The following is a 1,108-nucleotide window of genomic DNA, read 5'->3' as shown; positions in this document are numbered from 1 at the left end:
GTCGCCGCTGCGGTCGCTGCCGGTCGGTGCCGTGTCGTGGTCCCGTCGGCCAACGCCGACGAGGCGCGGCTGGTCCCCGGGGCCGAGGTGGTGGCGGCATCGTGCCTCGCGGAGGTCGCCCTCGCCTACGGGGCCGAGTCGGCCGACCCCGGACCCCTAGGACCGGTGGCAGCCCACGAGGACCCGCCTGCGCCCGCGCCTGCGGTCGACCTGGCCGAGGTGATCGGTCAGGGCCAGGCCCGGTGGGGCCTGGAGGTCGCGGCCGCGGGCGGCCATCACCTCCTGATGGTCGGACCTCCTGGAGCCGGCAAGACGATGCTCGCGGCGCGGCTTCCCGGGCTCCTGCCCGACCTCGAGGAGCAGGAAGCCGTCGAGGTCACGGCGGTCCACTCCCTCGCGGGGACCTTCCGGCCCGTCGACGGGCTCGTCCGACGGCCTCCGTTCGAGGACCCGCACCACACGGCCACGGCGGCCGCCATCATCGGCGGGGGCTCCGGCCTGCCCCGTCCAGGTGCCGCCTCACGGGCCCACCGCGGTGTCCTCTTCCTCGACGAGGCCCCGGAGTTCGGCACCAGGGTCCTGCAGACCCTGCGGCAGCCCCTCGAGCACGGCGAGCTCGTCATCCACCGCTCGGCAGGCTCGGCCCGCTTCCCGGCGCGCTTCCAGCTCGTGCTGGCGGCCAACCCGTGCCCCTGCGGTCGCGCGGTGGGCAAGGGCCTCGACTGCACCTGCGCACCGATGGCGCGTCGCCGGTACTTCTCGAGGCTCTCCGGGCCGCTCCTGGACCGTGTGGACCTGCAGATCGAGGTCCTGCCGGTGCCCAGGGTCGACCGTGCCGCACCGGAGGCCGAGGGCACCGGGACCGTGGCGGCACGGGTGGCCGAGGCTCGTGGCCGTGCTCGGGCACGGCTGCGGAGCACCCCGTGGGCCACCAACGCGGAGGTCTCGGGGAGCTGGCTGCGGGCCCACGCCGACGGGATCGACGCCCAGGCAGACCTCGACCGGGCTCTGGACCGGGGCACCCTCTCCCTGCGGGGGGCGGACCGCGTCCTGCGGGTGGCGTGGACGCTGGCCGACCTCGCCGGCCGGGACAGGCCGGGGCGGCTCG

General features: G+C 76.4%; 1 protein-coding gene. It reads left to right on the top strand.

Annotation, left to right across the window (positions count from 1 at the left end; genetic code table 11):
- Window positions 1-1,108 (top strand): YifB family Mg chelatase-like AAA ATPase (locus tag L0B03_RS18230; RefSeq protein WP_250448474.1); only part of this gene is annotated, 1,108 nt, incomplete at both ends.

Origin of the sequence: Actinotalea sp. C106 (assembly GCF_023630195.1) — a bacterium.
In the GTDB taxonomy this organism is placed as follows: Bacteria; Actinomycetota; Actinomycetes; order Actinomycetales; family Cellulomonadaceae; genus Actinotalea.
This window is presented reverse-complemented; position numbering and strand designations above follow the sequence as displayed.